The organism is Microbulbifer maximicatervae (SeqCode), from assembly GCF_052467305.1.
Genome location: NZ_CP174306.1, coordinates 4,217,743 through 4,243,265 on the forward strand (window position 1 = coordinate 4,217,743; position 25,523 = coordinate 4,243,265).

20 protein-coding genes and 1 pseudogene are annotated in these 25,523 nt (G+C 47.1%); 7 read left to right on the forward strand and 14 right to left on the reverse strand.

Annotated elements, in window-relative coordinates:
* Positions 1 to 109: 109 nt before the first annotated feature.
* Both ACJJI4_RS18340 and ACJJI4_RS18345 read left to right on the forward strand, forming a co-directional pair.
* Positions 110 to 2,026, forward strand: coding sequence for a VCBS domain-containing protein (locus ACJJI4_RS18340; protein ID WP_444926064.1), 1,917 nt, complete (start codon positions 110 to 112; stop codon positions 2,024 to 2,026).
* 31 nt (positions 2,027 to 2,057) lie between these two features.
* Positions 2,058 to 2,357, forward strand: a complete 300-nt coding sequence (locus ACJJI4_RS18345) for a hypothetical protein (protein ID WP_444926065.1) — start codon at positions 2,058 to 2,060, stop codon at positions 2,355 to 2,357.
* A 90-nt stretch (positions 2,358 to 2,447) separates the two neighbouring features.
* On the opposite strand, the gene ACJJI4_RS18350 is transcribed toward ACJJI4_RS18345, so the two are convergent.
* The 6 genes from ACJJI4_RS18350 to ACJJI4_RS18375 form a co-directional block, all read right to left on the reverse strand.
* Positions 2,448 to 3,959, reverse strand: a complete 1,512-nt coding sequence (locus ACJJI4_RS18350) for a tryptophan halogenase family protein (RefSeq protein WP_444895934.1) — start codon at positions 3,957 to 3,959, stop codon at positions 2,448 to 2,450.
* A gap of 132 nt (positions 3,960 to 4,091) precedes the next feature.
* A complete protein-coding gene (locus tag ACJJI4_RS18355; RefSeq protein WP_444926066.1) occupies positions 4,092 to 6,935 on the reverse strand; it encodes a TonB-dependent receptor in 2,844 nt (947 codons plus the stop codon).
* Between the two features lie 167 nt (positions 6,936 to 7,102).
* Positions 7,103 to 8,065, reverse strand: a complete 963-nt coding sequence (gene glk / locus ACJJI4_RS18360; RefSeq protein ID WP_413663515.1) for a glucokinase — start codon at positions 8,063 to 8,065, stop codon at positions 7,103 to 7,105.
* Positions 8,066 to 8,256: 191 nt separating this feature from the next.
* Positions 8,257 to 8,565, reverse strand: a complete 309-nt coding sequence (locus ACJJI4_RS18365; RefSeq protein ID WP_413663516.1) for a DUF1272 domain-containing protein — start codon at positions 8,563 to 8,565, stop codon at positions 8,257 to 8,259.
* 329 nt (positions 8,566 to 8,894) lie between these two features.
* The gene (locus ACJJI4_RS18370) at positions 8,895 to 9,206 is read right to left on the reverse strand and encodes a cupin domain-containing protein (protein WP_413663517.1); all 312 of its coding nucleotides are present in this window, start codon (positions 9,204 to 9,206) and stop codon (positions 8,895 to 8,897) included.
* 60 nt (positions 9,207 to 9,266) lie between these two features.
* Positions 9,267 to 9,563 (reverse strand): hypothetical protein, encoded by a 297-nt coding sequence (locus tag ACJJI4_RS18375; RefSeq protein WP_413663518.1) that lies wholly within the window; start codon positions 9,561 to 9,563, stop codon positions 9,267 to 9,269.
* 352 nt (positions 9,564 to 9,915) lie between these two features.
* Between ACJJI4_RS18375 and ACJJI4_RS18380 the strand changes: the two genes are divergently transcribed.
* Positions 9,916 to 10,509, forward strand: a complete 594-nt coding sequence (locus ACJJI4_RS18380) for a TetR/AcrR family transcriptional regulator (RefSeq protein WP_444903287.1) — start codon at positions 9,916 to 9,918, stop codon at positions 10,507 to 10,509.
* Between the two features lie 69 nt (positions 10,510 to 10,578).
* Here the strand turns inward: ACJJI4_RS18380 and ACJJI4_RS18385 are convergent, their stop codons facing one another.
* The 3 genes from ACJJI4_RS18385 to ACJJI4_RS18395 are packed head-to-tail and all read right to left on the reverse strand — an operon-like array spanning position 10,579 to position 14,928.
* Positions 10,579 to 11,763 carry a hypothetical protein gene (locus ACJJI4_RS18385; RefSeq protein ID WP_444915382.1) on the reverse strand — a complete coding sequence of 395 codons (1,185 nt, stop codon included), beginning with the start codon at positions 11,761 to 11,763 and terminating at the stop codon, positions 10,579 to 10,581.
* An 11-nt stretch (positions 11,764 to 11,774) separates the two neighbouring features.
* Complete coding sequence (locus ACJJI4_RS18390; protein ID WP_444926067.1) at positions 11,775 to 12,590, reverse strand: outer membrane lipoprotein-sorting protein; 816 nt, start codon at positions 12,588 to 12,590, stop codon at positions 11,775 to 11,777.
* Complete coding sequence (locus tag ACJJI4_RS18395) at positions 12,571 to 14,928, reverse strand: efflux RND transporter permease subunit (protein ID WP_444926068.1); 2,358 nt, start codon at positions 14,926 to 14,928, stop codon at positions 12,571 to 12,573. The genes ACJJI4_RS18390 and ACJJI4_RS18395 overlap by 20 nt, the downstream gene beginning before the upstream one ends.
* A gap of 817 nt (positions 14,929 to 15,745) precedes the next feature.
* On the opposite strand from ACJJI4_RS18395, the gene ACJJI4_RS18400 reads away from it, so the two are divergent.
* On the forward strand, positions 15,746 to 17,047 hold the full coding sequence (locus tag ACJJI4_RS18400; RefSeq protein WP_444926069.1) for a M20 family metallopeptidase: 1,302 nt from the start codon (positions 15,746 to 15,748) through the stop codon (positions 17,045 to 17,047).
* A gap of 126 nt (positions 17,048 to 17,173) precedes the next feature.
* Here the strand turns inward: ACJJI4_RS18400 and ACJJI4_RS18405 are convergent, their stop codons facing one another.
* Positions 17,174 to 18,649, reverse strand: a complete 1,476-nt coding sequence (locus tag ACJJI4_RS18405; RefSeq protein ID WP_444919254.1) for a DEAD/DEAH box helicase — start codon at positions 18,647 to 18,649, stop codon at positions 17,174 to 17,176.
* A gap of 461 nt (positions 18,650 to 19,110) precedes the next feature.
* On the opposite strand from ACJJI4_RS18405, the gene ACJJI4_RS18410 reads away from it, so the two are divergent.
* Complete coding sequence (locus ACJJI4_RS18410) at positions 19,111 to 19,713, forward strand: GNAT family N-acetyltransferase (protein WP_282931039.1); 603 nt, start codon at positions 19,111 to 19,113, stop codon at positions 19,711 to 19,713.
* 211 nt (positions 19,714 to 19,924) lie between these two features.
* On the opposite strand, the pseudogene ACJJI4_RS18415 reads toward ACJJI4_RS18410, so the two are convergent.
* The 3 genes and pseudogenes from ACJJI4_RS18415 to ACJJI4_RS18425 all read right to left on the reverse strand — a co-directional run.
* A pseudogene (locus tag ACJJI4_RS18415) lies at positions 19,925 to 20,080 on the reverse strand (DUF7661 family protein); the annotation flags it as partial.
* Between the two features lie 124 nt (positions 20,081 to 20,204).
* Positions 20,205 to 20,720 carry a hypothetical protein gene (locus tag ACJJI4_RS18420; RefSeq protein ID WP_413663526.1) on the reverse strand — a complete coding sequence of 172 codons (516 nt, stop codon included), beginning with the start codon at positions 20,718 to 20,720 and terminating at the stop codon, positions 20,205 to 20,207.
* A gap of 347 nt (positions 20,721 to 21,067) precedes the next feature.
* Complete coding sequence (locus ACJJI4_RS18425) at positions 21,068 to 22,120, reverse strand: hypothetical protein (protein ID WP_444926070.1); 1,053 nt, start codon at positions 22,118 to 22,120, stop codon at positions 21,068 to 21,070.
* 316 nt (positions 22,121 to 22,436) lie between these two features.
* Between ACJJI4_RS18425 and ACJJI4_RS18430 the strand changes: the two genes are divergently transcribed.
* Both ACJJI4_RS18430 and mmsB read left to right on the forward strand, forming a co-directional pair.
* Positions 22,437 to 23,948, forward strand: a complete 1,512-nt coding sequence (locus tag ACJJI4_RS18430; protein ID WP_444926071.1) for a CoA-acylating methylmalonate-semialdehyde dehydrogenase — start codon at positions 22,437 to 22,439, stop codon at positions 23,946 to 23,948.
* A gap of 18 nt (positions 23,949 to 23,966) precedes the next feature.
* On the forward strand, positions 23,967 to 24,860 hold the full coding sequence (mmsB, locus tag ACJJI4_RS18435) for a 3-hydroxyisobutyrate dehydrogenase (RefSeq protein WP_444895924.1): 894 nt from the start codon (positions 23,967 to 23,969) through the stop codon (positions 24,858 to 24,860).
* A gap of 67 nt (positions 24,861 to 24,927) precedes the next feature.
* On the opposite strand, the gene ACJJI4_RS18440 is transcribed toward mmsB, so the two are convergent.
* Positions 24,928 to 25,458, reverse strand: a complete 531-nt coding sequence (locus ACJJI4_RS18440) for a hypothetical protein (RefSeq protein ID WP_444895923.1) — start codon at positions 25,456 to 25,458, stop codon at positions 24,928 to 24,930.
* Positions 25,459 to 25,523 lie beyond the last annotated feature (65 nt).

Consider the following 25,523-nt stretch of genomic DNA (forward strand, 5'->3'; position numbering starts at 1 on the left):
TCAAGCAAAAGATCAGCCTCAAAAGCAAGCCAGCCATCACAGAATATGACTGACAGCTCTTTATACTCCGCGCCAATTACATTTGGTTTAACGGATCTATCGAGGCGATATGACCTATTCACTGAAGTTACTCACGGCTATCAGTTTATCTGTATTTCTTACTGCTTGCGGTGGGGGCGGAAGCTCCGATGACAACGAACCTGACGGCACTCCAGTAAGCAGCGATAGCGATTCAGGGGCAAACTCTGACGGCGATGATGACGATGGCAATACTGGCTCTGATGATGACAGCTCCAGCTCTGATGATGACAGTTCAGATTCGGATGACGACGACGGCGATGACTCGCCTAGCATAAGCGGTGACAGCGGCAGCGTCAGTGAAGATGTCGAGACAACGGTTTCAGGGCAACTGGTCGATAACTCAAACAGCAATCAAACCTTTGAATCCGGAAATTTTCAAGGGACTTACGGAGAGCTTGAAATATCCAGCGATGGCAGCTGGACCTATACCTTGGACAGTGAACTATCCGATCCAATTGCTGGCTCAGAATTAGTGACCGACGCATTTAATATTGGTATCGGCTCCAGTGATTCAGAAGCCACTATATCCATTTCCATAACCGGTTACGACGATGCCTACACGTTCAACCCCGCCAGCCCACTGGCCACTTTGATTGTTGAAGGTAAGGAATTTTCTTCAGGAACATTCCTTTTGGAGGATGTCGATGGCAATACTCCGGAGTTTGTCGAGGAAACTCTTAACGGATCCTACGGCGATTTCAAGTTATACAGCAACGGAGATTGGGAATACAGCCTGAATGATTCTGCAGACAGTTTAAAAAATGGTGAAACGACAGAAGATACCATTTCATTCCAACTTAGCGATGGCACTACTCAATCGATTACCTTCTCTGTCGTCACTTTAGAGCCTGATGAAAGCAGTATCGTATTCATTTTCATGAACTTCTCTGATGCTGTACCTACAGATACCACTGATATCTCTGATATTGCAGATATGGTCTTTAACGATGAAGACTCTCTCGATAATACCTACCTAAAGAATTCATTGGGACAACTAAAATTCCTGCGCCATCGCATCAGCGACAGCTCCCTGGAGCATTACTGCTATGGAGAAGGTAGCAATGAAGATAGCTCCATTGACTGTATCAGTTACAACATTCCGGATAACCAAGACGGTGGCACTTTAAGCGTTGACGATGCGGCAGCCCGCTCCAGCCAGGGAGGAGAATATACAGACGGAGGATACACTTGGCGTGACAATGCAACAGAATGGGCGGAAACCAATTTAGTTGATAACAATAACAACCCTATCAATCTAAGCGACTGGCGCCACCGTGTTTACATCTACCCGCCAAAGGCCAAGAGTGCTGGGCTGATTGGGGCTGGTGTTGCCTCTGTGGGTGGTAAGTGGAGCATCGTTACCGCTTATACAGACCAGATAATAATGGGCCATGAACTTGGCCACAATATTGGACTCAGCCATGCCGGCAATGACAACAACAATGATGGCGATACCATTGATAGTGGCGAAAGCGAGTATGGAACAGATGGAAGCTTTATGGGGAACGCCTGGACTTCGCGCTTATTTGGCAGTGGTCACCGAGAGTACATGGGCTGGTATGATTTATTCCCCGAATATACCCAAACGGTAACCCAGACCGCCGGCAGCGCAGAAGAGGTGGAGATTGAGGCTATTGAGCTGACTGCGGGAGAGCTCTCAGGAAATCTGCCCCAGCAGTTGAAAGTTGAAAGTGCGGGTAGTCAGAATGGAAAAGACTACTACTACGTGAACTACCATGTAGGCCATGACATACTGAACCCATCGTCTCATATGGAAAATTCAGTATCTGTTCATTATCTCGATAATAGACTCTTTAACCATGTAGCAGAACTCAAGGAGCCAGGAGATAGCTTTACCGACTCAAATATTGGCTTAACCATTGAGTTTCAATCTATGGCCTCAGACAAACAGTCGGCCACTATCTTAGTCAGTTACAGTGATTAGACTATAAATCCGTTACCGTAGGATAAATACTATGAAAAAGTTCATTCTAATAGCGTTTGCATTGAGCTTCTCCCTGTTTGTACAAGCAGAGGAGATTGTAATTGGCACCTTGGAAGAAATTATCTCTGAAGATTTTGAAACAGGAAAATCCGAGCGTAAGTTTTCCCTGAAAGATGAGCAGACTGGCCACTACTTTTTCCTGGATGCGGATGAGGCCAAGCTCAAAGGTATGAAATCTGGAGATCGGGTTAAAATTCGTGGTGAGCGTGGAGAAAAGCACATACTACGTATAAAAGAATCAGAGAAAATAGAAGTAAAGGATAGCGAATAGTCATTTATTAATTAAAAACGATTCACCTCCCTATCTGATTGAAGTGGAATAGTGCTCAGAGATAACCCGAGCACTATTCCAGATTTTCTTCTACCCCACCCTTAATTGATTTAACTGATCCATGTGCGGCATAAAGTTCAGAGCACAGCGGCGGTTAAAATCCTTGATTTCTTCCAGTTTATATTTATGTGCAAACTCATTACCTGGACGCAACTGTTCCTGCCCCGGGTAAATCCCCTTGCCAGTCAACAGGCAATTCCAGGATACATTCGGGAAATAGACATCCAGCTTTTGATCCAGTAGTTCATCAGTAATATTCTTGCCTGCCATCCAGGACATCAAGATTGAACGCAGGGAGGGAGATATCTTTTCATTAGTGCCATTGGCAGCCCAATAATCCGTATCTGTTCTCGAACTAATACGGTAGTGACAGACGATATAGTCCCGCACTGCATCAAAACGAGCGCTGATACGATTATTAAAATCATCCCTATACTTATCTGTATGATCACCTTTGTTATAGGCCTCTATAAAGCGCACAACAGTCTCCTGAACCATATCAAGCGCCGTTGCCTCCAAAGGCTCAATAAAGCCTTGGGAGAGCCCCACCGCCAGGCAGTTCTTGGCCCAGTGTTGGGCAACCCGCCCCACCTTGAACTTTAATCTACGCGCCTCGACATCACTGTCCAACAACCCCAAGTAAGCACGAAATTCCGTTTCTGCTTTGTCATCGTCGACAAAGCTAGAGCTATAAACATAGCCGTTGCCATTGCGATTAGTCAGTGGGATTTTCCAGGCCCAGCCATATTTCATCGCAGTAGAAATAGTATGCGGTGCATACTCTTTCTCCTGATCTGTAGCAAATACAACCGCAGAATCGTTAAACAGACTCTCAGCGCTACTAATAAAAGGAACCTTCAGGGATTGTTGTATAAGACTTCCACGAAAGCCGGAACTATCCACATACAGATCCGCTTTAAGAACCTCACCATCAGTAGTTTTCAGGTGATCAATATTCCCCTGTGCATCGAGCATGGCGCCAGCCACTGTCGCCACCTTATAGCGAACGCCTTTCTGTTCTGCAACACGACGCAGGAACTGGCCCAATAAACCAGAATCAAAATGGTAGCCATAGGCAATTTCAAAAGGGAAGTTTTCCGGCGCGACTGGAGATAATTTTTGCCGAATCATCTCAGTGGCCAGAAAGAAGTGGTCCGGATGCCCCTCCAAGTCAACGCCTTTCCTGCGCAGGTAACTATTATGAAAAAATGCCGGAATAGTAAATTGGTCCGGCTGGCCGACAAAGGGATGAACATACTCGGTAAAGCCCGGTTTGACCGACCAATCCTTAAAGGTAATACCGACCTTGTAAGTAGCGTTACAAGCAGGCATCCACTCCGATTCGCTAACTCCTATAGTCTCCATAAAACCCTTTAGTGGCGGAGTTGATCCCTCCCCCACACCGATAATCCCAATATCCGGTGATTCCACTAGGGTGATTTCAAACCCTTTATTCTGCCAATGGGTCGCCATCAGATTGGCGGTTATCCAGCCAGCGGTACCCCCGCCAAGAATAATTATTTTTTTGCGTTGATTGCTCATGGCGACCCTCAAAAATTCGGCACCGCACTTATTGTCGGGCCCTTTAATATTTAAAAAAACCGCCCGGCAAGCGTAGCTCAGCGGGCGGTCTTTTATCACATCTTCGGTTTACACCGAAAGAACCAGTGATACTTAGTAGCTATAGTTCAAGCCGAGGTAAAACTGACGCCCAAACTCAGTGTATTCACCGAGGACGCCATCTACGCCATAAGATTTCACATCAGCTTCATTCGTCAAGTTATTACCGGATAAAACAACATCAATACCATTATCAAAGGCATAGGATATTTGTGCATCCACAGTTGTATATTCACGAGCCGGAACTACTGTAGAGCTACCAGGGATTGGCATTACTTCTGTAAATTCGTCTCTATAGCGCACATTTACATGACTGCTGAAGTTCCCAACATCCCAAAATACTGTAGTACTCCAGACGTTCTCAGACAGGCCTGGCAAAGGCATTGTCTCGCCAGCGAGATTACCACCGGTAACCTCAGTCTCACTTTCTGTGTAAGAATAACTAGCGGTCATACCTAGCCCAGATAGAATTCCTGGGAGCTGATCAAAGGTTTTGGTACCAGCCAGCTCAATGCCGCGAATATATCCCCCCTTATCATTATTCACGTAGGTTTCAAATGCACCAGCTTCAAAGCCTTCCGGAACATCGATACCTAAAGATTCAAACAAGGCTGTACGCTCAGACTGGCTGTCGAGGTAAATATACTGCTTCTCGATCAGGCTCTCGATATCTTTCCAGAAGATTGCTGCAGTAACCGCGCCACCATCTTCAAAGTAGTGTTCATAAGCTAAGTCAAATTGATTCGCACGGAAGGGATCGAGGTAGGGAGATCCTTTGGTCCAAACATTATAATCATTCTCTCCCGCTGAGTTCCAAGAACCTGCACCGCCCTTTAGCTGACCAACCGGTGGGCGCCCCATAACTTTTGCAGCAGCGAAGCGAATGTAATCTTGTTCTGATAACTCAAAGTTTAAATTTAATGAAGGCAAGGTATCAGTATATTCAGGGCCATACTCGACATGGCCATAGTCGGTGCTAGTCACACCCAGATCATCAGTAATCGCGGTACCAAGGCCATCACCAATTTTTTGGATACCCTTTGATTTAACGTCTGTTTCGACAACACGCACTCCAAAGTTACCGGTTACGGGTATACTTCCCAATTGGGTATCAATATTCGCCATCGCATAGTAGGCGAACACTTCTTCAGTTACTGCACCGGACTCAATGTAAGTCCAATCCTTACCATTACTGAAAGTTTTTACACCGTGGTAGTTACCAGCACCAAAAATGCTTGACGCAAGACCATCCATGTCAGTGATAACGAAATGATCGGGAGCACCGTCAACAGATTGAACTTTTACGAAACCATCCAGCTCCTGTGGCATACATTCAATTTCTGAAAGGTTGTCTTCACAGTAACCGTTATACTGCCCATCGCGGCTACCATACAGGAAGGTTCCACGGTCAGAATCAAAAGTTCTCTCAGAGTAACGAAGACCAGCTTCAATAGAGGCGATCGCTCCCCATTCCAAGTCAAATTGGTAGTCCAGTTTGAAGGCTTCAACCTCGTCAGTGTACTCGTGAGGATACTCCTCATATCGAGAAAGACGCATAGTATCCAGGTCAGTAAAATCTACCCCGGCAAAAGCAGCTGAAGGTATACCATCACCTTTCATTGAGTAAGCAAAGCTTTGATTTGCCGCTTCCTGCCAAGTCTCCAGTTCACCGCTACCGTCATACCCCAAGTCATACGCATGCATGGACACAATCTGGTCCTTGCGAGTCTTGGTGCCTTCGCTGTATGAATAATCGAAAGTTAAAGTATGCTGATCAGCAAAACTCCACTCCAAATTTAAGCCAATACTGTCACTGTCTGCCTGGGTGGATTGATCTTCAGAGCGCGCTTCAAACCAAGGACCAACAGTTGTATCGGTGACAGTTGCCGTGCCTGAGGTTGCAACTCCCCCATCTACCATTCCATTAAGGGTGTAGCCATCGGTCTTTTCTAAGTTGCCAACAGTAATACCGTGGCGAGTATCAATCCGCTCAAATTCAGACTTGAAATAGTCAAGCTGAGCCTTGAAGTTATCTGTAGGCTGGAATACAACACTCGCCAGATAGCCATCGCGAGTATCTGTACCTGTTCCAGCCTGCCATTGGTAGGCTCGAGGAACATTTACTTCCTCTTCATCTTCCGTAGTTCCAGTGAAATATCCGAGCTGATCGTCAGCACCTGCACGAGCTTTGGTAAAGTTGTTCGGCTGCTCAAGGTGGGAATAACCCAGGGCGACGCCCACCTTGTCATCCATAAATTTACCCATGTACGACAGCGTGACACGCTCACCGAACTCGTCGGCACCGACGTCGTCTGCTGCGTCGTTAAACGACATGCGTACATTGGCATTAAAGTTGTGTTCTTTCTCGGCGTCGAGAGGATTGGCTGTTTTCAGCTCTACAGAACCCGCTACACCACCTTCAATATGAGAGGCTTTCGGAGTCTTGTAGACCGCCGCCTGATTAATCAGCTCTGCTGGGTACTGGTCAAAAGATATCCAGCGAGTACTTTCGGTATAACCACTGGTAGAGGCCTGCTCACGACCATTCAGAGTGGTCTGCAGGAAGTCGCCGTTCATACCGCGGATATTTAGCTGTGAGGACTGACCGTTGGATCGCACGGTGGTTACGCCGGGCAGACGGCCCAGGGCATCGGCGATTGATTGGTCGGGAAGAGATGACAGCGCGCCCGCATCTATCACATCGGCCACAACATCGGCGGCGCGCTTGGCTTCAACGGAGTCCAAAACGCTGGTGCGAATACCGGTAACTGTTACTTCTTCCAGTGTTTCCTGCTCCTGAGCATAGGCCCCAACCGAGGTGGACACGGAGGCCGCGATGGCAGCAGATAGCAAAGTGGGTCTGAGCGCCCCTTTACCTTTATTGGATAGACTCATCATCTTCTCCCTGGACTTATCGTTATGTTGAGACCCTGCATCCTAGGGCGGCCCCTAATCCATAACATCCTCCCCCGAGGGGGGAGGAGACGGGAAAAAGTGTGAGATCAATCACAGGTGTAATTTAATACACGTTTGTCAGGCCATAACCCAACAAAAGTAGCGGGCAATTACCCCTCAAGCTGTACTGCAGCGCCAATCAGAGCCTGATAACCCGCATTCAACGCGTATACCGGAACGGCCTCCATCCATTGAGCGACACGCCCTTTCGTCAGGAAACGCTGCTCAAACTCGCTCTCAGGTAGCAGTTCAGCGATCCTGGGCAGTATACCACCGCCCAAAAATACCCCGCCACGAGCGCCCATGTACAAGGCCGCATCCCCGGCCGCACTGCCGAGGAAATTCAGGAAATCTATCAGAGCTTCACGGCACAGCGGATCTGAACTTTCAAGGCCTCGGGCGCTGATATCGGGAGGCGTCAGGTCCTCAGCGGTCTCTCCGTTCAGCTCGCAAACTGCGCGATAGAGATTAACCAGCCCATTGCCCGACAAAACCCATTCGTTGAAAACAGGTAACTGGGTTTTCATCAGGATTTGCAGCAACTGCAATTCACGCTCAGTGGAGACTGTCAGGTTGGCATGCCCGCCCTCTCCCGCCAGCACATGGTATCGGCCATCGGCTTCAGCCAGTCCGGCAACACCGAGGCCGGTTCCGGGACCGAGCACCGCCATAGGGGCACCTGCCTGCCGGGGAGTATCGCGCAGTACCTGGTAATCTGATTCGGCCAGACGGGGCAGAGACTGAGCCAAGGCGGCAAAATCATTAATCAACTCTAGGTGGGGAAAGCTAAACTCTTGCGCCAGCTCCCCGGCGTCAATAGTCCAGCCCAGATTGGTCATATAAACCTTTCCACCTGTTGGAGTCATCTCCAGCGGACCGGCTGCTGCAATACACGCCTTTTCCGGGCGCGGCTGGTTTAACCCATCAAGCCAGTGCTGTAGTGCTGCATCAAATCCCTCGAAGCGTTGGCAATCAACGACTTTGAGTTCTTCCAGCTGGTAACCCTCTGCTACAGGCTTGGCGATGGCAAATCGGGCGTTGGTCCCACCGATATCCGCTACGATACTCGTCATAGTTATCCTTCTAACTTCCCCCTAAAAAAGGCGATATAACTTAAGGCGTCAGACAAAATATTGCCAGCCCCAAAGCTTACTACAGAGGACAACTCACCCTATAAAGAAACCGCATGACCCCATGCATGACCCAGATAAGCTCGGTAAACCTCGCAACAGAAAACCAAACTGCAACTTTCAGTCACTTTATTTTAGCGATCAGCGGGGGGGATATTTTTCACGCTATCGGTAAACGAGCAGATTTCATCTTTACTAAATCGAGTATTGACTCGCTTCTGTGAGGCCGGTTGATAGCTAATACCCACACCGCTACGCCGTGCAACCTGGGGCCGAATGGGGCGGGGGCAAAAATTACCGCCACAGTTAGGGCAGACGTTACTGAGAAATGTCTCGACGCAGGGCTGGCAGAAAGTACATTCGTAAGTACATATCATCGCCTCTTCCGAGTTTGGCGGTAGATCTTTATCGCAATTCTCACAGTTCGGCCTTAACTCCAGCATCCCAGTTCCCTCCTTGTTCGCTAAATAATTTTTTGAAGTTTATTAGTCTTAATTTCTCGCTCAACCTCCCTACACAAAGGAAGTTATCCCAACAGAAAATAACTACATAAAACCTGTATAAGCTTTATATATGGAAGATTAAATAGCTTTTTATATTAACGACTTACTCTATCCAATAGTGGTATTAAAATGACAGTAAATCGACAAATTCCGACATGCTCAACTGTTACAAAATCAACATTGCAAAATGCTTATCCAAGCCATCAAATTGATGACTATCTCTTGATAAGATAACCACATTAATTAATTTCTAAGAAAGGAAAACCAACTTAGACACTTCCCTCAGATTCCACAACCAGAATGCGAGCCTCACCAACAGGATGAGCTACATGTTCCGTGCCCTCAGAAGCGTGGAATATATCACCAGGTTCAAGAAGTTCCGATTCGGTTCTACCTGCCACTTTGTAAAACATTTCTACATGACCATCGAGAACAGCGAAGACTTCCTGGCCATCATTGATATGCCAAATATAAGGTTTATTAGTCCAATGCAGTTTAGTGGTAATCCCGTTCATATTTGCGATAAGTTGCGATTCCCAGGGCTTACTACCGGTAAAATCTCTGCTACGCACTATTTTCATAATGTTTATTCCAATATCGCTTTATAAAATTTCCGGAACCATCATTTAGAGAGTCGGTAACTATAAGGCGGATTCTTCAGGCGCAGGTGAAGTCATGACACCATTTTCATCAGCCTTTTTTTCTGCCAGCTCATCAACTCGCCTCACCCCAAAAGTCACCGTTGGTGGAATTCCCATCCCCAGATCGATGTCCGCAACACGATAATTGCATCCCCTGGCTTTGAGAATGGCATTCACCTTCTCCTGCTTCTCAACCGCTTTGATAACGGTATTGGCTATTACTTCATCACTGCTAAAAGCGGTTACGGACTCATTGACCCTTTCACCGAGTTCCTTGGCTTTATCAAAAATACCCATAATTTCCTATTCCTTCTTTATTCATTCGCGGCCGAAATCATAAGTTAAATATCTATTTTTAGGAACCACAAGCAGGTAGCCCTGACTCCACCTCGGGGCAACAACAATCAAAGGTTAAGACGAGCTGGTCACTTACAGCAGAGGCTTTGAGTAACCAGTTAAAAGGGGCCCATTAGTCAGCACCAGGCCTTTGTACAAAATAAGCTGACCACCTATTCATGAAGCGGCAAATCCGCTGGATTATTCATGCCAAAACCTATTTACCCCTATAATTTCGAGACTCTCCCCCTCTCGTCTTGCCCACCCCAGATTGATGTGTCACTATCATTTTTTTGAGGTTTGGTAACGATAAATGAGTGGGCGCAAGCAGTTCGATGAGTCACAAGTACTAGACAAGGCCATGCGCGTTTTCTGGGAAAAAGGCTACAAAGCAACTTCCTTGTCGGATCTTGAATCGGCCATGGGACTGAATAAATCCAGTATCTACAACACCTTCCAAAGCAAGGAAGGGTTGTATGGCCGCTGTCTGGAACATTTCCACACCCAATACGCCTGCGATGCTATGGATACCTTGAATCACCCGGACTTCCGCACAGCCATGGGCGGCTTCCTGGAAATGCTTCAGTCTGGTATGGAGAGCTCTGAAACTCCTGAAGGCTGTATCGCTACTATGGCAGCAATGGAGGTGGGTGCCAGTGAAGGATTTCTCGCTGATCTGGTAGCAAAGGGTACCAATGATATGCTGAACCGGATCGAAACCCGTATGCAGAAGGCTATTGACGATGGCCAATTGCAAGCCGGTGTCGATTGTGCCGCCCTCGCCGCGATGGTTATGGCGGTAAGCCGAGGCGTAGTGGCCCTGAATAAAGGCACGGGCAGTACCACAGCAGGCAAAAACAGTTACCAACAGCTATCCACAATTCTGGACCAGTATACACTTCCCTAAAAAAAGCCCACCCCAAAACTTCTTGCCTCTTTGGGGTGGGAATGGGGGTATTCCTGTGAGAATTAACTTTTAAAAATAGCGACGTAATTCCAGCTGAAAATAGTCGTCGTTGCGCAAATTGTAGGTAGGGTCTTCTTCATCGGCATTACCGAAAAAACGCGCCTCAGCTTCCATTAACCAGCGGTCATTTAGTCGGTGGGTCAGTTCCAGATTGGAAAAACGACTACCGTTATCCAAATCGGTACTTACGGCAAATAAAAGCTCCGTATCCTGGGTATTATTTAGGGCGTATCGCGCACCTATTGCAATGTCATTTTGACTGGCCGTAGACCAAGGTCCGGTACGATCATCAAATTGATACTCCATTAATACCCCAAGATCTGAGACCGTTTCGCCAATACCATAAAATGTATATTCGAAACCGCCGACAGCTGCTGTCTGTCGATCTTCACCGCGAGGTTTAAATGAAATAGCTTCAAACTTCCACAACCAATCTCCACGGGTAGTTTGGATGTCCACACCCGTCTGATCGATCTGTGCATAGTAAGGCGCAAGCAAGCCATCTTCCGTAAGCAATAATAATGGATCCCGATTAGTGCCGGAAAAATGGCTGAGGCCCAGGTCCCAATCTCCAAGTACATGGCTGTAACGCAAGGCCCAATCTATATGCTTCTCTTCCCGGTCAGATTGATAGACCGCAGCATCCTCATCCACCGGCAGCGGAGCACGCAACCGCCCTTCCCGGCCAGCAAACTGACGCTCGCGAAAACCCAGTAAACCGTACACCTCCAGTGTTCCCCAATCACGCTCCATCAGGAGGTTAATCATGGGTTGACCAAGCTTGTCTTCACCATCGATATTTTCCAACGCATCATCCTGGTTAATCACATCCACCAAATGCACGGTTTCAGTAACTCCCCAAAATACTTTGCGCACCCCGGCGTAAAGCTCGAAACTATCGTAAGCTTTCCACCAGTAAAGCTCGCCGAGATCCGCGTGATTGCGATCGCTATCCTCACTGTCCCAGCGCCCAAAGACGCTGGCCACAACACGCTGGTTTCCATCGTCAAAATCCCGGTAGTACTCGAGATTTAAAGACGCAGAAAGACCGGCATCACTTTGTGCTGAATCCAAAGGGTCTGCGGTGAATGCGCGGGCCTCCAGGCCCGCATAACCGCTCAACTCATTTGCTCCAGCCATATGACTCAACGCCGCCAATAGTGGCAACAAAGTGAGTATTTTTCGGTTAACCATGGGCGCAATCCCTATTTCGCCCTGGAGAGACTATTTTTGGTGAAGTCGCGATCGGTAAAACCATTGCCAAATACCCAGTCGCCGTACAACAACTCTGTGGACTTACCAGTCTGGTGATTAACCATTTCCATTTTATTAGCTCGCCAGTATTGATCGGCGTACTGGTTGTAGTCGGAAATCGTGAGGGTCTTCATCAGGTCCCCTTTTCGGTCATAATAGTCGGTTCTCCATGCGCGGTACTCTTCTGTATCAACCCAAAGGTGTTGAATGGAATAACCGGATTTAGGATCAACCGGGTCCAACTCCAGAACAAAGTGATCGCGGCCATCGAAAGACTCGTTGCGCAAATATTTGTAGGTGTATTTCTCCACCTCCTGTGAGGCGATATCTTCATAGGAGAATTCACTACCCATAAATGGTCCAGACTTGTTACTGGAGGAAATACGCTTTACTCGCTTTAAGGCAGGCAAATAGAGCCACTGGTCATCGGAGCCCACTTTATGAGTAAAGGACAAAAATGCTGTGCCCTTTACATCCCGAGGGTTGTCAAAAATCACCAGGGATTTATCTCCGTCATTTTCCTGCTCCAGAGTTTTGGTGCGCATAGCCCGCACACTCTCCTCACCATATTTATTGCGCAGGGTCATTGTTAGGCTGTTGCTGAGATCGCCGAATCCCAAGTCGCGGCGGTCCGCCTCCTTGGCAATTTCCAGACCTTTTTCTGCGGCCAGATCCAGTTCACTGGCAGAAACAGATAAAGCTGCCAGAGCCAGGGCACCTGCTAGGGCCCGTGTCAAAAACGGTTTATTAGAGCGGCTGGGTTGCATAGTTTTGCTCCTTATTTTCAATAGGGGTGATAGCGGGGTCGTACGCCTTGGCATCGAGCTTCATCAAGAGAATCGGAAGAAGTAGGAAATCCGCCAGCAAGGCCATCAAAATGCAAATTGCGGTCAGAAGTGCCATGGAAGAATTCATACCGAAGGAGGACTGGGCCAACACCATAAATCCGGCAATTAGAATGACTGAGGTCACAACTATCGCTACACCCACTGAAGAGAAGGCGTAACGCAGTCCGTCCTCCACGTTATAGCCTGCACGGCGCTGGCGCAGGTATTTACTGAGGAAGTGCACTGTGTCATCTACCACAATACCCAGTGCCATACCGGTCACCATAGTGACAGCCACATTGACTTCAGCTACCAGTGCACCCCAGAGGCCAAATGCCAGGCCGGCCGGCAACAAGTTGGGAATTAAGCTTAAGAAACCGAGTTTGACACTGCGCAGGGCAATACCAATCAGTGCAGAAATTAACACCAGCGCAACCAGAGTGCCCACCAACATGCCCTCCATATTGCGCTCGGCAATATTGGCAAACATGATCGCCGGACCTACACCATAGGCAGTTACACCAATGTTTTTCTCCAGCCAATTACTGCCGGCATCCGCTACCGATTTGAGTTCTTTCGACTTGAGGTTATCGAGAGTCACAATAATCTGCGTCGACGACTTAGCCACATTCAGCTGATTATTTAAATCCAAGCCATAGGGAAGAGACAGCTCGTACAGTAATAAATACTGGGCTGCCAATTCCTGCTCTTCAGGCAACCTGTAGTAGGCCGGATCGTCAGCATGCAGATTTTTGTTCAAGCGCTTGAAAGTATCGCCAATGGTATTGACATGGCGCACGCCAGGCTGGGCCTGCATCCACTCAGTGAAACGCTCCAGATTGGCAAGAAACTCCGGATTGCTGACACCATTGTTGTCACCGGATTCGATCGAGTAAATCAGCTGGTAAATACCAGATAGGTTGTCATTGATATAATCTGAATCGGTTCGGAACTCCACAGATTCATCAAAGTAACCAACAAAGTCATCATTAATCTCATTGTTTGGAATCATTGCCAGTAATCCCAACGAGACAATGACTCCCGCGAGTAATATTGGGCGCTGACGGCGAATCACAAAATCTCCCAGAGTATCCATGGAGCGTCCAATTTTGGATTCACTGGCGCGACTCTTGGCTGGCAGTATCGCCATCAATGCAGGCAGTAAGGTAACCGATAAGAAGAAAGCCACCATCACACCCATCGCGGTAATATTACCCAGATCGTGGAAGGGAGGCGCATCGGAAAAGTTCATCGACAAAAAGCCAATGGCGGTAGTGATCGAAGTTAAGAACACAGGCCCCATGTTGAGCTGCAAGCTCTCTTTAATTGCATCGTGCTTGCTGAGTCCACGGCGCATTGCAGCAAACAGACTCACCAATATATGTATCGAGTCCGCCACTGCGAGTGTCATAATAATGGTGGGCGCAGAAGCGGAGGGCGGTGTCAATTTAACACCTATAAAACCGGCCAAACCCATGCCTGCAGCCATGGAGAAGACGATAACCAACAGCGCTGCAAAAGTCGCACTGAAGCTCCGCACCAACAAAAATACAACTGTAATAATCACAAGGTACATGAGCGGAACTAAGGTGCTCATATCTGACTGAGAGGCTTCAAAAAATGCATTACTCAGTAAAATAATACCGGTCGCATAGACCTCTACATCGTACTTTGCCTCAATCTCTTCCATCAATGCCTGTGCAGCTTCAGCCGCTTCAGGGGTTTCATGCATGGATTTTTGTGGAAGCTGGAAGGTGATATTTATCCCTGTAACGGAACCATCACTATTTACCAGGCGCTCCTTCAAGGTGGGATCTGCCAGCGCTACAGCCTTGATATAGGCCAGGGTTTCGGCATCTAAATTGCTGGCATTTTCCACCAAGTCCTGTACCAGGAGGTCATCTTCCTCGGCAATGGTGTGCTGGAAGTTGGTGATTGAATCCACCCGCAGCGCATAGGGTAACAACCAGGATTTCTCGGTCATCTCCTCTACGGCTGCCAGGGCATCATTGGAAAAGGCATTGCCATCTTTAGGCACTACCGCAAACAGAATATTGTCATTCTTAGTGTAAGTGCGCTGGATTTGCTCATAAGCTTGTAGTTGAGGATTAGCTTCACTAAAGAATGCCCGGTAATCATTGTTGAAACCCAGGAATCTTGCTCCACTTACCGCAAAAAAGGCTAACAGTAGTGCGCCAATGGCTACCAGCCATCGATATCGAATAAGCCAATCCGCATAACGGCTGACCCAATTCGAAGGTAATTGGGGGGATGACATTAAATCAACTCCTTCAAACAACTTGATGAAAAAATAATTAATCAACAACCTAAGCAAATGGATATTTACTTACGGCCACAGAATCCCGTAATAGCCAATATAAGATCAGCTACAAAATTTGATAAAAAGGCACACTAATGCCATCAACAAAAACTTGAAGATAGCCGAGAGATTAATAAAAAAATCGTCTATTTATACACTTTAAGAAGTTCTTCTTTATAATTAGCGGCAGTGAATCAAAAGGCAAAACTTACCTCTCCCCAATACAGGGGTGATTCCCGGATAACCTCAGAATTCAGCAGACATCTAATTTACAAAATTGTAAACCTAACAATAAATACTATAATGATTTATATATGCCTAAGGCACGTAGATATATCAGTAACCTACCTATTATTATCACTATTAACTAATTTGCTAATTTTTCTGTGAAAAACAACTAAAGGGCTCTATTCGTTAAACACCTTCTGATTATTTTCAGCTATCACTTTAATCGCGCATTAACATCCACAGCAATACTACTAGTCTTGCAACTCATAGATATACTCTCGACATTCTATTGGGCCTAAACTGTGACCAGCAAGTATCGCTTCCTGTGTCACCGAATCTTGTAAAGCCCCTAAGAACCTCCTGTCGTACTTATTACTCGGTAGTTACAGCCCTTTTCACAATCCATGCAGAACATCTTGAACCGTTCGGTTCATCATGTCAACAACGTAATTTCAAAATATATAAATGCAATCCAGCCTGAGTGAGTCTGCTGCGCAGAATCTGAGGTAGAATCGGCCGACGATAATGAGAATGAAGGAATTGTGCTGTGAAAAAACTGCTCCTGCCCATCGCAATCGGTGCATCGCTGCTAGCTACCCATACTTCTGCAAGCGACCCTAAGCCTCAGCATTTGCTGGAAAATACTGAGTCCAAAGTGATTGAGTGGCGCCGCCACCTGCACCAGAACCCAGAACTGGGCAATCGCGAATTTGAAACAGCCAAATATATTGAAAAACACTTACGTGCACTGGGCCTTGAAGTTGAAACAGGTATCGCCCATACCGGCCTTGTGGGCTTTTTGAGAGGCGGAAAACCGGGACCAACTGTTGCCTTGCGCGCGGACATGGACGCTCTGCCAGTCACCGAGAGAACCGATGTGCCCTTCGCTTCCAAAGCGAGAACCACTTACCAAGGTAAAGATGTTGGCGTTATGCATGCCTGTGGCCACGATACCCATGTGGCCATGCTGATGGGCACTGCCGAGGTCCTGGCAGGCCTTCGCGATGAGCTGGCTGGAAACGTCTTGTTTATATTCCAGCCCGCAGAAGAAGGCGCACCGGACAATGAAGAAGGTGGCGCGGAGTTGATGCTCAAAGAAGGGATCTTCAAGAAGTACAAGCCGGACGTGGCCTTTGGCCAGCATGTCACTTCCTCGCTACCCACCGGCGTCATCGGCTATCGCTCGGGCCCGCTTATGGCCGCTGCCGATGAATTCCGTATTACCATCAATGGCCGCCAAACCCATGGCTCACGCCCCTGGGGTGGAGTGGACCCTATTGTCGCCGCCGCACAAGTCGTAATGGGCACCCAAGCCATTGTCAGCCGCCAGATCGACATCACCAAAGAGCCCGCAGTCGTTTCTTTCGGACGTATTGACGGTGGTGTCCGCAACAATATCATTCCCGATAGTGTCTATCTGAATGGCACCATCCGTAATTTTGATATGGATAACCGTGCAGAAATTTTCAAACGCTTAAAAACCACTGCGGAGTTAATTGCTAAAAGCTCCGGTGCAAGCGCAGATGTGGAGATTCTGGAAGGCTATCCGGTAACGATAAATAATGCAGAGCTGACAGAAATGGCCCTGCCTATTCTGAGATCTGCTGTCGGCGACAAGAATGTTGTAGAAGTACCCAAAATCACGGGGGCAGAAGATTTCTCCTACTACGCCAATGAGGTCCCTGGCTTTTTCTATTTCCTGGGAGTAACTCCTAGGGATCAGGATGCCAGCCAAGCGCCAAGCAATCACTCACCGCTTTTCTATGTGGATGAGGATGCTTTGCGCAAGGGCACTGAAGCGCTGACCCTGTTAACTTTGGATTATATGGCGAACTATAAAAAACAGTAAATGTAAAAAGAGCCTCATTTTGAGGCTCTTTTTTAGATGCTTGTTACTCTTATAACTCGATATTAAAGATTACAACACCTTCGCAGGTGAATACCTTATTATCGGCATTAAGAGTCCAGCAAAATACTAGGCACTTTCAGAGCGCCCTCTAGTAGTAGGACGCCGTCTCGGAGCTCGTTGTGGTTTCTGTCCATCACTGCGACCAGCCTCAGCACCGCGCCCTTTACCGTTACCGCCCGCGCGCTTGGCTGGGGCCCCTTTACCCGCAGAGGCGTTACCACTGCGGCTGCTAGAATTTCCACGCCCCTCAGGCTTACCGCGTCCATTGCCGCGGTTGCCCCGACGTTCCTCGCTATTGCCGCGCGCTTCACGCCGCCCTTCACTCTTCTGAGAGTTACCCGCTGGGCGCTTACTGGAGCCGGGCTTTTGCAACCCACCCCGCTTTGGATTACCGGATGCGGGCACCTGGTGGTCCGGCTCAAACTCTTCAATCTCCTCACGCGGAATTGGCTTGCCGATCAAGCGCTCAATATCGCGAAGCTGCTTAATCTCATCAGCGCTAACAAGGGATACCGCTTGCCCCTGAGCACCCGCACGCCCTGTGCGGCCAATACGGTGGACATAGTCCTCAGGCACATTGGGCAAATCAAAATTTACTACCTGGGGCAGCTGGTCAATGTCGATGCCTCGGGCTGCGATATCAGTCGCCACAAGAATCTGTACTTTGCCGGCTTTAAAGTCCGCCAGGGCACGAGTTCGTGCATTTTGACTTTTATTACCATGAATGGCTGCTGCCAGGATGCCGTCACCTTCGAGCTGTTTTACCAGCCTGTTGGCACCATGTTTAGTTCGACTAAAGACCAAAGCTTGGTGCCAGTTATTATCCCTAATCAAATGACTAAGCAGTTTCGTTTTTCGAGCCTTATCCACAGGATGGAGCTTCTGTCGCACCGTTTTAGTAGTGGAGTTGCGTGGACTGACATCAATTTCCAGCGGATCTTTTACCAAGCCTTTCGCCAGCTGACGAATATCTGGTGAAAAAGTTGCGGAGAATAGAAGGTTCTGACGCTTAGCCGGTAAAATCCTCAATACTCGTTTGATATCGTGGATGAAGCCCATATCCAGCATGCGGTCTGCTTCATCAAGTACCAGGGCTTCTAAGCGATCGAAGCGAATTGCCCCTTGATTGTGCAGATCCAGCAAGCGCCCAGGGGTAGCTACCAAAATATCCGCTCCGCCTCGCAGACGAGAAATCTGGGGGTTGATCTTCACACCACCAAACACCACCGCATGGCGCATAGGCAGGTACTGGCTGTACCCCTGCACATTATCGAAAACCTGAGCCGCCAATTCACGGGTTGGAGTGAGTACCAGTGCGCGTACTTGCCCTTTTCTAGCGCGCTCCCCCTGACTAAGACGATGCAGCAGCGGCAATGTGAAGCCCGCCGTCTTACCGGTACCAGTTTGGGCTGCAGCCATAATATCGCTGCCCTTCATTACCGCAGGAATAGCTTGTGCCTGGATTGGTGTGGGCGCAGTGTATCCCTGCTCTGCAACGGCACGGGCAATCTCCTGGGCAAGGCCCAGATCTTCAAACAACATAAAAAAACCTCGAACTGCGCCGCAGGCGCAATCAAACACACTCACTCCCCCTGAGGGAATGAAGAGAGAAATCGGAGTCGACATCGGGAGCCTGTATTGCTCCCAGCGTGTACAGCCGTCTAATCGCCAGTCCTCGTAACCGGCGCGCGGCATTCAGTAGAAATTTCCTGGAAGAATTTTTGAAAAGTTCCGGAGGGGCTACCGGCGGATCACCGGCCTACAAATGACGCAGCTGAGAAAAATCAGCGGCGGTACTATACCACACAAAGGCTGACTGTATAGTTTCACCCAGCCAAACTCCTTTCTTTTATAGGTTTATACAGAGCAGTTGTTGGGGAGGTCGTCTTCAGGACCGTAACATAGTTTCACGTTCGCAGCGCGAGCGTCTATCTTTGAGGTACCCCATCCCGTTGCGAACTTGTAAAACAAAGCTGCTCAAAGCAGCCAGGATAGGAACCGTTATGTCACCCAACAACAGTGTGAATACTGAACACCAAGTTGAGCTGATCACCCTCGGCAATGGACGCAAAGTCTCAATACGCCCCATCTGTCGCAGTGATGGCCAGCTTGAGAAAGAACTAATTGAACAGTTGTCTCCAGAAACTCGCCGCGATCGCTTTATTGGCGGAAGCTGTAAAGCCAGCCAAAAGCTATTGGAGTTACTCACAGATAACGACCACCATGTACATGAAGCTTTTATTGCACTCTGCAGTAGTGACAGAGCACAGAGAGCTGTTGCTATAGCACACTACGCACTTGACGTTGACGGACGCGCTTGTGAGTGTGCCGTTGTGGTGAGCGATGACTGGCAGGGGTTAGGTTTGGGACGCTTAATGTTAAAGCGACTCATCAACTGCGCTCAGGATCAGGGGCTTGAACGAATCTATTCGATTGAGTCAGCACAAAATAGACGAGTGGACAGTTTCGCAAAATCCATGGGCTTTACCTGTAAAGCCGATGCCAAAGACTATACCCTGCTCACCTATACACTAGAATTGAAAACTAATCTTGAGACTAATGGCTTTAGTCACAAAGAGGAAGTTTCCCGAATAAATTTGGAGTAAGTTAGTAATTTAAGAATTTAAGTCCATATTTATATTTATTTATCTATATGAAGCAGGTGCCCTTGGTACTTGCTTCACCTATTTTCTACTTAACTGTACATCGTTTTCCTAATACAGTCTTGGCGACCTCAAATTACTTACAGTTATTGGTCTTTTATAATACGACCTCAAGAAAAGTTGGATCACCACCGTCCGCCAAATTTCCATATACTTATTTTGTATTTATAGGCTCCACAGCAGGGTACCGCTCACTTACCCATTCATGGCAGATATCTGCCAAGCATTGGGCTAAATCTTTCTCACTAATTTCCGAAGGTATTGATATCCCGGCACTGCGACGCTTACCTTCATTGCTCTGATAGAATGTGGCCCAGCTATTCGACTACCTTTCGATAAACATCTCTTTATCAAAAATATTATATTTAAATTTTTTCATAAAAAACTACATAGAATAAAAAAACTCCACAGGTTTACAGTTACCCACATGAAAATTATTGTAAATTCTCAGTTATACCATCCCTATTTTGTGTAAGTACTTGATAGCTACCGATGATTCTTTCAATCAACTCTGGGGTTAAATCTAAAGCCTCACATTTCTCGCCATTTGCTACAATTGGGGCCAATTGATTAAATTCTTTCTTCAACTCCATAACATGTAAAGAATACAGATGTAACAATATTATTAACAACTCAACTTCTTCTTGCTTGATTATTACTCTTTGCTCAGCCAACTCAATAACTTCAAAAGCGTACTGCTTCTGTCCTTTAGCAGTCAAATTTTCCCAGTAATCTGGTGTTTGCGAAATAGCAAGCTTTGCTTGAAGAGCATTGAAATTTTTTTCACGCTTCGAAGCCAGCCTTGCTATTGGCAGCAGCCGGTCTTCCTGAAAAATTTCCCTGAAATCATCCATATAATACCGGGCCTTAGAAGCACATTTTTGAGGAAGGTCCACCCAGGAGCACGACGCAATAAGAAAATTAATAATTATTAATGACAAGTATTTCATAGATAAACCCTCCTTAAGAGCGAGACCTCTATTCAACGAAAACCATACTGAAACAGAAATGTAACATCGAGACTTGTCAACTTGCCACTATGTATCCAGTTAGAAACAACTGCCATCAATAGAACACCATCTGGAAAAAAGGATTAACTTTCCAATAAGCAGTAATTACAATCGGTGCTACTACAAAGAAAAGCACTATTGCCCAACGTCCCCAGAAATCCATTACCTATAGTGTAAATAGTACGCTTACCACAAGAACGGCCCCTAGCTTCGATGAGATAGGGTATCTGCAGGAGTTAACTTAACTCCTGCAAACCCAATAAGTTCTTCTTTTATATCACTCTTCTTTAGTCAAAAAAATCATCACACGCCAATGGCCCACTAAATTCGAGCAAGGCCTGGGGCATTTGAATTCGCTCCTTCAACTGTCCAAATTGATACAGATAGAAGTTGACATCTGCCTGCATGGACTTCATATAACTCTGCTCACCACCAAAAATAATTACAGAGGGAAACTCCAGCGGATAAAAGCTGGCAATGTCTGCTTTTGCTTCGACAACTAACTTGTATGAAATTTTGTTAAGTTCAACTTGTAGATAACCAGAACAGGCATCTGCTTCCCGCTTAACAGAGAAACCATTAAAAGCCGGTAAAAAAATCAGGTCATACTCTTCAGAAACATATCGCCCCGCCCACATTTCAATCTCTGAGTCACCCAGTTTAGCTCCGGTAATCATATAGTAGAGGTCATCTGTTAGCCCCATTGAATAGATCATACCGGCACTGGATTCTTTGTCATACCAGCCCTTATCCAATTGCGCATAGCCAACACCGGCTAGAGACATAGAACCATCAAAGTAACTGTAATTGACTGGGGTACCGACCGTATATAGGAACCACTTTCCTCCTACCCCAGGTATCTCAGGAATAAATCCAAAAGGGGTTTGACCGGGGTTTAACCCATGCCAGTAATGGTGGTGTTCACCAGCCCACTCCATATTAAACAGGAAATCTGGGTGTAAGACCTGTACACCCTGCTCATCGGCCACAACTACTCCCGGTACTTCATAGTAGAACTCATCAATACCTTCAGGGTGCTTCAAGATCACTTCATCAAAAAAGAGATCATACTTCGTGGTAGCTCCGGTCTCTGAAGAAAAAGCTAAATGGATATAGGCTTTAGGCTTGGCAACTGCAAAGTCAGGTGCAATATAGGTTTGTAAGCTAAATTTGAAATATCCCACATCGGGAATTGCAATGTTATAGAACCATTGCTCAGCCCAGGTTTCATCAGAGCTAGGCTCATGTGCACTTAAGTCACTTAGAGTGGTAGCACCAACAAATATGGGAGATATCATTAATCCGATTACAATCAGTATTCTTTTTATCATAAAATACATTGAATAATCCTCTTTTACTCTTCACTAGTTACATTACGACAACAACGTTTAAGCTGGGCATTAATCCAAAGCCGAATTACCAGCCACAAGATACTAGCCGTACAGTGCAAGATTATTTTGCATTTCTTATAGGTATTAATTATTTGCGATCTATTCTACAAAGATAATCAAATACATTTATTTTAATTTTTTGGTCAATCAACCTTCTGCTCAGCAAAAGTGGATAGTCATAAAAGCAGCGTGATATTCCTCTTTAATCGCGAATAAACACCTAAACTGTTGGATAAAATTCCCTCCTCTCGGCGCTTTAATTAACATGAATAAGAATATTCCTTCCAAGTTACCAATATTGATTGGTGGTGAGTGGATTCAGTCCAAAAGTACTGAGTGGCTGGATGTAACCAACCCCGCTACCGGCGATGTTATTACACAGGCGCCATTGCCTACCCCGACTGAACTGGAGAATGCAGTAATTTCCGCCAAAGAAACATTTGACCAATGGCGAAATACGCCGGTTACCGCAAGAGCACGGATTATGTTGAGGTACCAGGCGCTTCTGAAAGAAAATCAGGAACTGCTGGCTGAAATCCTCAGCGAGGAAACAGGTAAAACTTTTGAAGATGCCAAAGGGGACGTCTGGCGCGGCATTGAGGTTGTTGAGCATGCAGCCAATATCGCTTCACTAATGATGGGTGAAACCGTAGAGAATGTTGCCAACACCATCGACTGTTACTCCTATCTACAACCTATTGGAGTTTGTGCGGGGATCACACCATTTAATTTCCCCGCAATGATTCCACTGTGGATGTTTCCAATGGCGATTGCCTGTGGGAATACTTTTATTCTGAAACCCTCTGAACAGGATCCTGTCACGCCTTGCAAACTGGCCGAATTATTTGCTGAAGCGGGGGCTCCAGCAGGTGTTTTACAGGTAGTACATGGCGGCAGGGAACAGGTGGATTTTCTTCTAACGCATCCCGGCATTCAGGCCATTTCATTCGTTGGTTCAGTCCCCGTGGGGCGGCATATTTACCAGATGGGTACCCAGCACCTAAAACGAGTTCAAGCTTTTGCCGGTGCAAAAAACCATATGGTCGTGATGCCCGATGCCAATAAGGCTGCGGCTATTAATAATATTGTTGGATCATCCATCGGAGCTGCCGGGCAACGCTGCATGGCGATTTCCGTCGCTGTACTTGTTGGGGAGACACAACAATGGGTAGACGACATTAAAGACGCTATGTCAGCTATCAAGCCCGGTCATTGGAAGGATACGCAAGCGGGCTTCGGCCCACTAATATCTCCCGCTGCTCGTGCGAGGGTGCTTGGGTATATCGCCCAGGGCAAAAAGGAAGGCGCCCGCTGTGTATTAGATGGCTCTGAAATTACTGTCGAAGGGTTTCCCAATGGAAACTGGGTTGGTCCCACCCTATTTGCCGATGTAACTTCGGACATGTCGATCTATACCGACGAGATTTTTGGTCCCATACTTTGCCTGGTAAATGCCGACTCCCTGGAAGAAGCAATCCAATTAATCAATAACTGCCCCTATGGCAATGGCACCTCAATATTTACGTCTAGTGGCGCTGCCGCACGTAAGTTCCAACACGAAATATTAGTGGGACAAGTCGGTATTAACGTGCCTATTCCAGTGCCGTTACCTTTCTTTAGCTTTACCGGCTGGCGAGCGTCTTTTTATGGTGACCAACACGCTTATGGAAAACAAGCTGTGCGGTTTTACACCGAAACCAAAACTGTTACGGCACGCTGGTTTGACAGTGATATAGAGCATGCAGAGCACACCAACTTAACCATACAGCTCAAATAATGTTAACCGGAGAGCAGCATGACTAAAACAGTCGCATTTTTAGGGTTGGGCCATATGGGACTGCCTATGGCCACCAACCTGGTCAAGGCGGGCTTTGAAGTTAAAGGATTTGACCCGGTCACTGAAATACTGGATACCGCTGTAGAAAGCGGTATCAAAAAGTGTTCCTCTCCCCAAGAGTCCGTTGAGGAAGCAGATTTTGTGGTAAGCATGCTGCCTAATAGCGCGGCGGTTGAGTGCCTGTATATTGATACCGATAAACTGCTCGACAGTATTTCTCGCGACTGTTTGATTATCGACTGCTCCACTATTTCTTCCAACAGTTCTAAGCGCCTTATTCGTGAAGCCAGAATCAAAGGCCTGCAAGCCATTGAAGCCCCCGTTTCTGGGGGAGTGGCGGGTGCTAGCAAAGGAACTCTAAGTTTTATGTGTGGGGGAGAGGCCGGTGATGTCGACAGGGCCCGGGAAGTTCTAGAGCCAATGGGTAGCAATATTTTCTATGCCGGAGCAGCGGGATCTGGCCAAACAGCAAAGATTTGTAACAATATGCTGCTGGCTATTCATATGATTGGTACCGCTGAAGCCCTACAAATGGGGGTAGATAATGGACTCGACCCCAATGTGCTCTCCGACATTATGTTAAAGAGTTCAGGTGCCAACTGGTCCCTACAGAATTACAATCCCTATCCCGGAGTAATGCCCGAAGTTCCAGCGAGTAAAAACTATAGCGGTGGTTTTATGGTAAGACTTATGTGTAAGGACCTGGGGTTGGCTCAGGAAGCAGCCACTCAGAGTAAGAGCTATACGCCTCTCGGCTCAATGGCGCGCAATCTCTATGGAATTCTCAATTTGCGGGGAGGTAGTGATTTGGACTTCTCATCTATTCAAAAGCTATTTCAAGAAGTGGATTAGCCGCGTAGCAGGCTGGGTATCCACAACCCCAGCCGCAGCTCCACTTCTCTCCAGCACCAGTTACTGGCTATGGTTGCATGACTTTACCGAGAATTCGGATTTCACGCACTTGATCCCACTCTATAGCAAAGTAGAACTTTTGTTTGCGTCCAGCATTACTGGGAATCGTGAGTTCTTCAGGGTTTCCTTTGCCCCTAAACAAGTTGGTTGCATAGCCATCCTGGTCAATAAGGATCACTGCCTCGGAGCTATCCAGGTCGATTAACCGCACGGGGAAGTCATTTTGATTTTTAAAACCAACTTCAACATAGCAACCACTCTCTGCATGGGCGGTCACTGCGATAACATCGGTTTCCAGATACTTATTGAGATCTTCCAGCGTATTGATAAGTACAGCACCATCAGTACTCTGCCCTGTTTTACGTCCATCAACCACACCTTCACTGGCACCATCCATCAGGTTTTTACCAAAGCTGACGATGTTAGACATCACTGATTTTGCCGTTTCCGCTACGCCACTCTCTTGCTCATCTGTATTTTGCTGTGCAAACGCAGAGGAACATAAAATCAGGCCGGCAATTAAAATCGTTCTTCGCACTGATATCTCCATATCCTTTACTATCCATTCCAGCCTAAGCCAGCTCCGGTTAGCTGGCTTAAGTT

Coding starts and splice junctions, on each gene's coding strand:
- ACJJI4_RS18350 (WP_444895934.1), bottom strand. CDS start 3,959: ATGAGCAATCAACGCAAAAAAATAATTATTCTTGGCGGGGGTACCGCT.
- ACJJI4_RS18385 (WP_444915382.1), bottom strand. CDS start 11,763: ATGGTTAACCGAAAAATACTCACTTTGTTGCCACTATTGGCGGCGTTG.
- ACJJI4_RS18420 (WP_413663526.1), bottom strand. CDS start 20,720: ATGAAATACTTGTCATTAATAATTATTAATTTTCTTATTGCGTCGTGC.
- ACJJI4_RS18395 (WP_444926068.1), bottom strand. CDS start 14,928: ATGTCATCCCCCCAATTACCTTCGAATTGGGTCAGCCGTTATGCGGAT.
- ACJJI4_RS18375 (WP_413663518.1), bottom strand. CDS start 9,563: ATGGGTATTTTTGATAAAGCCAAGGAACTCGGTGAAAGGGTCAATGAG.
- ACJJI4_RS18340 (WP_444926064.1), top strand. CDS start 110: ATGACCTATTCACTGAAGTTACTCACGGCTATCAGTTTATCTGTATTT.
- ACJJI4_RS18430 (WP_444926071.1), top strand. CDS start 22,437: ATGAATAAGAATATTCCTTCCAAGTTACCAATATTGATTGGTGGTGAG.
- ACJJI4_RS18345 (WP_444926065.1), top strand. CDS start 2,058: ATGAAAAAGTTCATTCTAATAGCGTTTGCATTGAGCTTCTCCCTGTTT.
- ACJJI4_RS18410 (WP_282931039.1), top strand. CDS start 19,111: ATGTCACCCAACAACAGTGTGAATACTGAACACCAAGTTGAGCTGATC.
- ACJJI4_RS18425 (WP_444926070.1), bottom strand. CDS start 22,120: ATGTATTTTATGATAAAAAGAATACTGATTGTAATCGGATTAATGATA.
- ACJJI4_RS18390 (WP_444926067.1), bottom strand. CDS start 12,590: ATGCAACCCAGCCGCTCTAATAAACCGTTTTTGACACGGGCCCTAGCA.
- mmsB (WP_444895924.1), top strand. CDS start 23,967: ATGACTAAAACAGTCGCATTTTTAGGGTTGGGCCATATGGGACTGCCT.
- glk (WP_413663515.1), bottom strand. CDS start 8,065: ATGACGAGTATCGTAGCGGATATCGGTGGGACCAACGCCCGATTTGCC.
- ACJJI4_RS18355 (WP_444926066.1), bottom strand. CDS start 6,935: ATGATGAGTCTATCCAATAAAGGTAAAGGGGCGCTCAGACCCACTTTG.
- ACJJI4_RS18365 (WP_413663516.1), bottom strand. CDS start 8,565: ATGCTGGAGTTAAGGCCGAACTGTGAGAATTGCGATAAAGATCTACCG.
- ACJJI4_RS18405 (WP_444919254.1), bottom strand. CDS start 18,649: ATGTTGTTTGAAGATCTGGGCCTTGCCCAGGAGATTGCCCGTGCCGTT.
- ACJJI4_RS18370 (WP_413663517.1), bottom strand. CDS start 9,206: ATGAAAATAGTGCGTAGCAGAGATTTTACCGGTAGTAAGCCCTGGGAA.
- ACJJI4_RS18380 (WP_444903287.1), top strand. CDS start 9,916: ATGAGTGGGCGCAAGCAGTTCGATGAGTCACAAGTACTAGACAAGGCC.